Consider the following 10758-nt stretch of genomic DNA (forward strand, 5'->3'; position numbering starts at 1 on the left):
ACACGAGGCCCTTGAGCTGCGTCGTCGCGCCCGTCGCGAGGTTGTAGCCGAGCGTGTAGGCCGACGATTCGCTGAGCGACGTATTCCAGCCGGCCGACAGCGGGTTCAGAACCGGCAGGATCGACACGCCGCTGCCCTTGAAGGCGCCCGTGAGCGCGGCTGCAACCGTCTTCGCCATGCCGGAATCGGCGACGTCGGCACGGTAGTTGGTCACGCCGAGATCCTTGAGGATCGCGAGCTGCGCCGCCGCCGACATCGTCTTGTAGATGCCAGAGCCGTAAGCGAGGTGGCCGTTGATGCCGTAGAACTTCGAACCGGAAGCCGCTGCTGCCGACGCCACGCCGCGCGGGTCCGTGGTACCAACGTTCTGCCACGGGCTGCCGTTCTTGAACCACGTGCCGGCGGAGTTCTTCGCGTAGATCGCGCCGTTGTAATAGAGGATGGTGGTCAGCGCCGCGGGCGAACCGGTCGCTACCCCAGCGCCGTTGCGATTCACGCGGCCACCGACGAGCGTCCACACGGCGCCCGAGCCATCGGTGATGGAGGCTGCGGGCGGGATGACGGTACCGCTTGCCGAGGCGCTCTTTGCGACGGCCTGAGCGTTGACGACGCTATCCGCAGACATTGCTTCGTTACCGCCGCCGCATGCGGCCAACGCGGCACTCCCGGCGCTCGCCATCATGAGAGACAGGAAGCCTCTACGCGAAACGGGAGCGTTCTCGCGGTCGAGCACGGGAAACAAGGAATTTTCGTCTTGCGATCGGGTGGGCTGGTTCGAAGGCACGGGAATTTATTCATGTCTGCGTTAAGGAGACCGGAGTATAAAGTCCTAAAACTCCCTGAGACGTTTCTGAATGTAACAAGAAGGTAGAAAAGTAATCGCTTGCTTTATTCATACCGAAGGCGGGAAATCCTCCTGCAAACGTTTGCAGAGCCGGAACAAACGTTCGCGTTATTTAAGACAAATGACAGCGAATCGGTCAATATTGATCCGATTTTGTCGGATGCGAATCATTTCGTATGTCAAAAGTACCGGAAATATGAGCAAAAACGAGTTGTTCGCTCGACCGCTCGTTAGGTTTGCGAAACGGTTCACCCGATTGAATACGCGGGAAAACACCCGGCTAACGCTTACTGGGATTGGGATCGGGAGATTTGATTCAGTGTCTCAACGGCAAGACATAAAGTTTGAGAGGAAGTTTTTTCCGATACGAAGAACGGAGACGGAAGAGTTGAAACAGCGTTAACCCTTAACTAGCCGCCCTTGACAGGTCTAGCGAAGTACAGCGAGCGGAAATAACGTCCCTTGTTGAAGTCCTACCGGAAAGAATTCTCTCCGGGCCGCTTCTCGGAAAAGCTGGCGCCTTAGTGAGTTCTTACCGTAAAGCGCGTGGCGCCCCGGTCGATGCGAACAAAAGTCTTGTCACAAAGTCGCGCTGAAAACTCACTCACGCCGTGCAGCGAGCGACCGGAATAGTGCGCTGCCTCACGACTTCGGCAGCCGCGTACACGGGATTACGTGGGGAGTTGTATCGAGAATGCGGACATCGAACGAGTCGAATCGCGCTTGCGTGCAGCGTCGAAACTCAATCAACGGCGCACCCGAGCCGGTCGAGTATGTCTTGCGTGAACGTGGCGATCGCCTTCTGATCCTCCACTACGAGAGCACTGACACCGTGGAGATCGTGCATCGCTGATCGCTTCGCGCATCTGACTTAGGAGCACTGCGGAACGCGCATCGCAAGCCACGCGTGAGTTGAGGCTTCTGCACCGGTCGATCCGGTACCGTTCGCAAGAACTATCGAAGAGAGCCGACGATGCCTGCCTACGCTTTATCGCCTAGCGGAGCAGGTTCACGCGTAACTTCGGCCAAGCGCATCGGCACGCTTTTCCGCGAGGTTCGGTCTACAGAGGCCGTTGTGATTGCCACGAAGTGCGCACAGCCGTCGATGCCACTCCATAACGACGACGCGTGCACAGACGCAGGAAAAAGACCCAAGCTATCGAGAGGCGAACCGATTCGGCGTCTGGCAACAAGCAAGCGCCGCATAATCCAAACGCAGCGCCCGCACAGACCCGCTTTATACGACCTTACCTGGATTCAAAATGCCAAGCGGATCGAGCGCGCTCTTGATCGCGCGCATCGCGTCGATGTCCGTCTCGCGACGGCTTTGCGGCAGGTAATGCCGCTTCTTCACGCCGATGCCGTGCTCCGCCGAAATCGATCCGCCGAGTTCGCGCGTGACATCGTAGATGACGCGATCGATGTCGTCGTGATCGTGTGCGCCCAGGCCCGGCACGTCGACGACGATATGGATGTTGCCATCGCCCAGATGTCCGTAGATGAGAACAAGCGCTTGCGGCCAGCGTTCACGCAGACGCGCCTCGCAACGCGCGGCCGCCTCGCCGACCTGCGCGATGGAGAAGCTCACGTCGTAGGCCGCGTGATTCGGAATGAAGCGCTGATACTCGCCGGGCGCATCGCGAATCGCCCAGAACGCGAGCGCATGCGCTTCCGATGAAGCGATGGCCGCATCCGTCACGATGCCCTCTTCCAGCATCGCGCCGAGAAACTCTTCGAACGCCTCGTTGTGACGAACCGGATCGGTGCCGACGCTTTCCAGCAGCACATAGAACGGATGCGGCGACCCGAGCGGCGCGCGCAGATTCGGCAGATTGCCGAGCACGGCATCGTGATAACCGGCCCACATGACTTCGAACGCCGATACACCCGGCGCGAGTCCCGCCTGTGCGCGCGTGAGCAGCGTCGTCACCGCTTCGAAGCCGGGCAGGCCGCACCATGCGGTGGCGGTCGCAGTCGGCCTGGGCCGCAGCCGCAGCACGACGCGCGTGATGACTGCAAGCGTCCCTTCGCTGCCGATCAAAAGATGCCGCAGATCGTAGCCGCTATTGTTCTTGATCATCTTCGAGAGACCGCCGACGACCGCGCCGCTCGCAAGCACCGCTTCGAGCCCGAGCACCTGATCGCGCATCATCCCGTACTTGATGACGCGATTGCCGCCCGCATTCGTCGCGAGGTTGCCGCCGATCGTGCAGCTTCCCCGCGCGCCGAGATCGAGCGGAAAGTAGAAGCCCGCCGCGCTCGCCGCTTCCTGCACCGTTTGCAGCACCGCGCCGGCTTCGACGGTCATCGTGCCCGACACTTCATCGATCTCGACGATGCGATTCATGCGGTCCAGACTCAGCGCGACCTCCCCGCCCCGCGCGTTGGCCCCGCCGACGAGTCCCGTCAGTCCGCCCTGGGTGACCACGGGTTGCCCGTAGCGCGAACAGATGGCGAGCGCCTGTGCGACCTCTTCTGTATTGCGCGGCCGGATGATGGCGAGGGGCACTTCGCCGGGCAAGCCGCTCCAGTCGACGACGCGCCGCTCGCCGAATTCGCCGGGCAGCGCGACCACGTCCGCGCCGAGGGTTTCGCGCAATGCGCTTACAGCTTCGCTTGCCGTCATGTGCTGCGTGTCTCCGTGTTCAATGGGTTCTTGTTTATCAAACAGCAGTAGAGCATGCGTGCCCAGGCGCGGCAAGCTGCGGACATCGCCATATCCGGACCGGACCGAGTTGTCGCAGCGTTTTGTTGCTGCTACAAAAGCGTTATCGAAGCGCACATACGCACATCCGCCGCTTGCCATCGACGCGACCGCCTCATCGAACGACCGTCCTCAATGGAGCGTCCCATGCGGTCTCTGTTCATCAGCTATCACCGCGGCAACCGGCCTTGGGCCATTGCGATGTTCCAGCATCTGGAGCGGCACGGATACGACGTCATCTTCGACTTTCTCGATGTCGCCGATATCGCTTATGAACGCATCGCGCGCACACAGATTCAGACTTGCGCGCACTTCGTCGTCCTGCTGACGCCGTCGGCGCTCCGACACCTTTCCGGCCCGGACGACCGGGTGCGCCGCGAGATCGAGACCGCGCTCGATGCCCGCTGCCACGTCATTCCGCTAGTCGTAGAGGGCTGCGGGTTCGAGTCGCCTGCGATCGGCGGCCAGCTCAAAGGCAAGCTGGCGAAGCTCGCACAACACGACCCGCTGACGATCGACGCGCATCGGTTCGACGAAGGCATCGGGCAGATACATCGCCGGTGCCAGCACTACCAGCCTCGCGATGCGTGGCGCGCGCCGCTGCCAGCGGATGGAATCGACCTTGCGCACGACGCCGCGCTGAACGAACGCGCCGCCGCGCGCTCGGCGCGGGCTGTCGCGATAGAAGAACTCGCCGCGCAGCAATGCTTCGAGCAGGGTGTCGCCGCCGCGTCCATCGAGGAGAAATTGCGCTTGTACGGCGAAGCGGTCCGGCTCGATCCGCTTTGCGCGCCCGCGTTTCGCGAACGGGCGCGCGTGCACAAGACGCAAGGGCAATTCGACGCCGCCTTGCTCGATTACGACGCCGCGCTGCGCAGCGAGCCGGACGAGCTATCGAGCCGACTCGGCCGGGGCCATGCACGCGAAGCCAACGGCGATCTCGACGGCGCGCTGCTCGACTATCGCCGCGCGGTGGATATGGAACGCGGGTGTATCGACGCTCACGTTGCGCTCGGACTCGTGCGTCATGCGAAGGGCGATGCGGACGGCGCGATCGTCGATCTCAGCCGCGCGTTGCGGCTCGCGCCGGGCGATGCGAACACGCTGCGTCATCGGGGACGCGTGCGCGCCGCTAAGGGCGATTTCGATGGCGCGCTGACCGACCTGGATCGCGCGATCCGTATCGAGCCTGACTGCGCGGCTGCGTATCGAATGCGCGGCAACGTGCGCGGCAGTCGCGGCGACGCACGCGGCGCGCTGCTCGATTACGACAAGGCGCTGCGCCTTCAGCCGGGACTCGTCGACGCAAAAATGGACCGTGGCTGCCTGCGCCGTCAGCTTGGCGACGTCGCGGGCGCGCTGCGGGACTTCGGCGATGTGATCCGCTCCGCGCCCGGCCACATCGCCGCGTATGTCGAATCGGGCATCGCGCGCGCGGGCATCGGCGAACTCGACGGCGCATTGCGGGACTTCGATCATGCGATCGGCATCGACGGACGCAATGCGCGGGCATCGTATGAACGCGGACTGGTGCGTGCGCGCCAGGGCGATGCCGATGACGCGCTCAACGACTTCGCCACCGTGCTCGCGCTCGACCCGGGCCACGCACGAGCCTATTGTGGCCGCGCCGACGTGCATCACGCGACCGGCCACTTCGACGCCGCCCTCGGCGACTACGACGCCTGCTTGCGCATCGCGCCCGATGACGCGGATGCCCGGCTAAAGCGCGGACGTCTCAGGCTCGAACGCGGCGATGTCGAAGCCGCGATCGAAGACTTCGATGCAGCGATCGTCGCGCAGGCGAATCTGGCGGATGCGTATGTCGAACGCGGCGTTGCGCGGCAGTCGCTGGGCGACTGGCAAGCCGCCGTGCACGACTTCGACGCAGCGATCGCACTGCGTCCACGCGACGCCCGCGCTCTCGCACGACGCGGCAATGCGCGCGCGAAACTCGGCGACACCGAACGCGCGCTCGCCGATCTCAACGGCGCGATCGCCCTCGCTCCCGACGATGCCGCCGCCTATCACGATCGCGGCCTCGTGCGCGTGCAGCAAGACCACTTCGACGCCGCGCTGCGTGATTTCGACGCCGCCATCCGCTTGCGTCCCGACGATGCCGTCGCGCACAACAACCGCGCCAACGTGCTTTGCGATCAGGGCGACTTCGACGCCGCGCTGCGCGATTACGGCGTCGCGCTGCGGCTCGATCCGGACTATGCGGTGGCGTGGTTCAACCGTGCGAATGCGCGTCGCGAGCGGGGCGACCTGCCGGGCGCGCTTTCCGATCTGAACGACGCGATCCGCATCGATTCCGCCTGGGCCGATGCATACACGTTGCGCGCGCCATTGCGGCTCGCGATGAACGACGCGCAAGGCGCGCTGCACGATCTGGACGAAGCGGTGCGGCTCGAACCGGGCCGCGCATCGGCTTATGTGCTCAGGTCCGATATGCGCGCCGTCAGCGGCGATACGGAAGGCGCGCTCGCCGATCTGAACGAAGCCATCCGCATCAGACCGCATTTTGTGGACGCTTATATAGCGCGTGGTCTTTTGCATGCCAAACGTGGCGCTCGGCAGAATGGCCTGCGTGATCTGGACGAAGCCATTCGCCTCGATCCCGACGATCCCGGCGTGCATTACACCCGTGGCACGCTGCGCAGCGAAGACGGCGACATCGACGGCGCACTCAGCGACTTCAACCGTGCGATCGCTCTCGCGCCCGACTTCGCAGGGGCATATGTGGATCGCGGCGCGGCGCGCGGACGCGTCGGAGATTTCGACGGCGCGATGCAGGACTTCGAGAAGGCCATCCGTCTCGCTCCCGATCGGCCGGAGGCTTACGCGAATCGTGGAACCGTCAGGATGGCGAATGATTTGCCCGACGATGCGTTGCGGGATTTCGACGAGGCTTTGCGGCTCCAGCCCGATCTTGCCGCCGCATACTATGACCGCAGCGTCGCGCGGACGAAGTTGGGCGATACGCCGGGCGCGCTGCGGGACCTCGACGATGCGATCGCGCGCTCGCCCGATTTCGCGGCGGCTTACAACGACCGGGGCGTGATCCGCGCGCGCAACGGCGATCTGGCGGGTGCGTTGGGCGATTTCGACGAAGCGATCCGTCTCGATCCCCGCCGCGCCGACGCGCACTGTAACCGGGGCAACGCGCGCCACGCCAGCGGCGACATCGAAGGCGCGCTGAACGACTTCGATCGTGCGATAGAACTCGCGCCCGATCACGCCGTCGCGTATGCGAATCGTGGCGCGGCGAGGGCAGGCACGGGCGATATCGACGGCGCGCTCGCGGACTATGACGAAGCGATTCGCCTCGACCCGGCCTACGCCGACGCGTACGCGCGCCGGGCAAGAGCACGCCACGACGCCGGCGATGTGCCCGGCGCTCTGACCGATCTCGACGAAGCGATCCGCCTCGCGCCCGGTCACGCGGATGCGCTAAACGATCGCGGCGTCGCGCGGCTCGTAAAGCGAGACATCGACGGCGCGCTGCTCGACTTGCATGAAGCGATTCGAGTCGCGCCCGCCCACGCGGATGCATTGAACAACCGTGGCGTCGTTCGACGCGATCTGGGCGACACGGACGGCGCGCTATGCGATTTCGATGAAGCCATCCGTCTCGCGCCCGGCGATGCGCTTGCGCATCGCAATCGCGGTTTGCTTCGTCGCGAACGCGGGGATACGGAAGGCGCGATACGCGACCTGGAGGCAGCGGCTGGCCTCGGCACGGCGAACGGGCTTGCGTGGGTGGATCGCACGTACGCTGACGGAGCGCATGCGATCGCAGAGCGGCGGATTGCGGTGGAAGACTGTCGCCGGTATCTGAAGCTGATCGCCGCGACGTATTCGGGGCGTTGATTCCGCGGCGGCTTTATTGGATTCGAAGCCGGGCGCTATCCCATGCGCCGATATCGATTGCGCGCTGACGCATCGCAACGGTCACAGGCTCGCGTTCGTAGCGCTTTCGAATCGGCTTGAAAGCCAGGCTGGCTAAAAGAAGAAACGGTCCCGCGCGCTTTCTTCCACGAAGTATCGAGGGAAATTGAAATCGCCCACTTCGACGTGGAACTGCTCGAAATAGGCTTCCATGAAGTAAGCGGCATTGTCTCCGGTTAGGCCCAGATCGCGTTCAAGACTGCTCGACAGACTCAGTGCTTGTGTCGATGAAAGACCTCTCCGGGCGTGAATGAATTTTAGGAGTTCAGCCGAGAGTGCCGACGGTTGCGTCATCGGTATGCTTGTGAACCTGTGAGCGTTGCAAGTCGATGGCGATACTACTTCGATTCCCTTGTCTCGATTGCAACAGAAGGACAAAGATCAACCGCTGTGACACGCAACGCCCACCTCACCGACCTCCCCCTCAAACCGGCCCCGGATCGCTCATCGACGGCGCGCCGGTCTCCACATGCCCTGCATACCGCCGCGCGAACCCGTCGAAGTCGACCGACGATACGCTCAGGTCATACCATCCCGATCGCCCCGACACATCCCATCGATCCGTCAGCGTCTCCCCCGGACTCACGCTGATCTCGCGCGCCGTCGCCGTGTCGTACGCATTCGCCACTCGCAACCGGCACGCGACGCGCCCTCCGTTCGTCACGCGCAACGTCGCGAGCAAAGCGCCCGGATCGAGTGAAAGCTGAACCTCCGGCAACGCATTGCCCTCGGCAGAACCGCGAAATTCGAACAGGCTCCCGTTCGGCCCATAGACAGACAGGTCATAGCGGCCCTGCGAATCGCGCAGCGGCCAGAAGTCGGAAAACGCATCGCCCGCGGCCATCGTGTAGCGGCGCGGCGCGTTCCGGGCACGCACGCGGTCGTAGATATAGAACGCGACGCCCACGCGGCTGCCATTGCGAAAGTCCAGCAAGAAGAGGTCATCGGCGATACGGCCGTTCATCGCCAGCGCATAGGGCAGCGCCCGCGCGGGCCGCGTGGTGCGCTCGCAGCCGGGCATCGCCTGTGGATCGGGAATCGCGATGGCCGCGCCCCGCGACCCGACGCGCGCCACCGGCCCAAACGGGCCCTTCGCCGTATCCGGATTCACGGTGAAATCGAACGCGGATGTCAGATCGCCGCACACCGCCCTGCGCCATGCGCTGATGTTCGGCTCCGCCACCCCGAAACGCGCCTCCAGAAACTGCAGCACCGACGTGTGATCGAAGACCTGCGAGCATACCCATCCGCCCTTCGTCCACGGCGACACGACGATCATCGGCACGCGCGGCCCCAAGCCGATCGGTTGCCGCCCGCCGGGATCGGCGTTCGGAATCAGCGGCCGCTTGTGGCGCGGATACTCGTCCAGATCGACGAACTCATCGCCCAGACTGTCGACGAGCTTGCGCGACACCAGTCCCGCATTGCCCTGCGCGCTCGTGAGCGGCGGCATCGGGGGAACGACGTGATCGAAGAAGCCGTCGTTCTCGTCGTAATTGATGAACAGGACCGTGCGGCCCCACACCGCCGGATTGGACGTCAGCGCCTCGAGAATCCGATTGATGTAAAACGCGCCATCGGCCGGACAGCCGTTCGGGTGCTCGCAATAAATCTTCGGCGCAATCACCCACGACACCGCCGGCAGGCGATTCTCATCGACATCGCGCTGAAACTCGAGCAGCGTATGCCGCGATGCGCCCTTCTGCACCAGCGACGCCGGCGCGTTATGCGCAGCCTGAAAGCGCTGAAAGAACTCCAGCGAGTTGTTCGTGTAGTTGTCGGTCGCGTCGCCGGGCAGCCCCGTGCCGCCCTGATACACCTTCCATTCGATGCCCGCCGATTCCAGCCGCTCCGGATACGTCGTCCAGCTATACGGATCGCCTGCGTCGCGCTCGCTGAAACCCGGGCCGGTGCGCAACGGTCCGAGCCGGTTGCGCGTGTCCATCGTGCCGCTGAACAGCATCAGCCGGTTGGGCGCGGTATCGGCGTGAACGGAGCAGAAGTAGGCATCGCAGACCGTGAAGGCATCGGCGAGCGCGTAGTGATAGGCGAGATCCGCGCGGCGCAGGAAGGCCATCGTCAGCGGGTCCTGCTTCTGATTGACCCAAGCGTCGTAGCGGCCCTCGTTCCACGCGAGATGGCCCGTGCTCCAGCTATGATCGGTGCCTGGCGTGAATTCCGTCGTTGCTTTGGAATCCAGATGAAACGGCAGAACATACGGCGCATGATTCGGCAAGCCGCGGCTCTGGTATTCGCTCGTGAACACCGACGCCCCCGGCTGATACCACACGGGCCGTCCGTTCGCGAGGATCAGCGGCCGCGGGTCTTCGAAGCCGCGCACGCCGCCGAGCGTGCCGAAGTAATGATCGAAGGAGCGATTCTCCTGCATCAGGATGACGACATGCCCCACGTCCCTGATCGTGCCGGTGCGGCCGGTCGCGGGCAGCGTGAGCGCGGCGCGGATCGGCGGCGCGGGCGGCGCAAGCAACGCGCCGGCGCACGCGGACATCGTGCGCAGAAATTGTCTTCGGGTCGTGGCGGCCATCGCGTTCACCGTCAGGAAATCGGGGCGGGCCCGGCCGGGGGCGCGGGAAGTCCGAGCAGCCGCGCGAGCGCCGGGCAGCGGCGCAACGCGGCATCGTAGGCGCGCGCCGCTTCGTCATCGTAGTACGTCTGCGGATCGAGACCCGGCAGCCGCTCCGCGAGACCGCGGACGTCGTTCTCGGGCCAGTCGTCGGGCTCGTTCGAAGTATCGTTCATTGCTGATCCACCCATACGCCATCCGGCGTGCGAACCGAAAAGCCTTGCGCCGTGCCGATCGTCACCGTCTGCTCGTTCTCGCCGATCATGCGCGTGCGCGGCAGATTGGCCGCGTACTCGGGAAGCGTCGCGCCCGGCTGAAACGGACTGCGTGCGACGAGATTCGCGAGCAGTTGCGCCAGCGCGAGAAAGCTCGACGGCTGCGTGATGACCGTCGCCGCCGGACGCGTTCCGCTGAATCCGACGAGGCGGATGCCGACCGGCGCATGCACGATATGCGGCGTCGGCACCTCGCGCAGCCCGGCGATCTGATCCTTGTCGCCGGCGAGCGCCGCGCCGTGCTCCGGCACGAAGATGATGGCGGCGCGCCGGCCCGAACTCGCGACGAGATCGGCGAAGCGGTCGAAATCGGTCATCAGCTTCTGCACGCGGCGCGGATACGTTTGCAGGCTCGTGCCCGCGACGCCGGGCAGCCGGTTGCCGTCGTGCAGGCTGATCGTGT

General features: G+C 64.5%; 6 protein-coding genes and 1 pseudogene. 1 reads left to right on the plus strand and 6 read right to left on the minus strand.

Features of this window, described 5'->3' with window-relative positions:
* A pseudogene (locus tag BG57_RS29940) lies at positions 1 to 625 on the minus strand (glycosyl hydrolase); the annotation flags it as partial.
* 1456 nt (positions 626 to 2081) lie between these two features.
* Positions 2082 to 3470, minus strand: a complete 1389-nt coding sequence (locus tag BG57_RS29950) for an FAD-binding oxidoreductase (protein ID WP_035970779.1) — start codon at positions 3468 to 3470, stop codon at positions 2082 to 2084.
* Positions 3471 to 3695: 225 nt separating this feature from the next.
* Between BG57_RS29950 and BG57_RS31335 the strand changes: the two genes are divergently transcribed.
* Positions 3696 to 7418, plus strand: a complete 3723-nt coding sequence (locus BG57_RS31335; protein WP_052006094.1) for a tetratricopeptide repeat protein — start codon at positions 3696 to 3698, stop codon at positions 7416 to 7418.
* A 132-nt stretch (positions 7419 to 7550) separates the two neighbouring features.
* Here BG57_RS31335 and BG57_RS29960 read toward each other — a convergent pair whose 3' ends face one another.
* From BG57_RS29960 to bcsG, 4 genes are all read right to left on the minus strand, one after another.
* Positions 7551 to 7790: a DUF1493 family protein gene (locus BG57_RS29960; protein WP_035970780.1), complete on the minus strand. Its 240-nt coding sequence runs from the start codon at positions 7788 to 7790 to the stop codon at positions 7551 to 7553.
* A gap of 130 nt (positions 7791 to 7920) precedes the next feature.
* Entirely contained in the window at positions 7921 to 10041 is a 2121-nt protein-coding gene (locus BG57_RS29965) for a phosphocholine-specific phospholipase C (protein ID WP_035970781.1), read from the minus strand.
* An 11-nt stretch (positions 10042 to 10052) separates the two neighbouring features.
* A complete protein-coding gene (locus BG57_RS29970) occupies positions 10053 to 10256 on the minus strand; it encodes a hypothetical protein (protein WP_052006095.1) in 204 nt (67 codons plus the stop codon).
* The coding region (gene bcsG, locus BG57_RS29975) for a cellulose biosynthesis protein BcsG (protein ID WP_035970783.1) at positions 10253 to 10758 on the minus strand (506 nt) is incomplete at its 5' end. The genes BG57_RS29970 and bcsG, both read right to left, overlap by 4 nt.

The organism is Caballeronia grimmiae (assembly GCF_000698555.1).
Taxonomy (GTDB): Bacteria; Pseudomonadota; Gammaproteobacteria; order Burkholderiales; family Burkholderiaceae; genus Caballeronia; species Caballeronia grimmiae.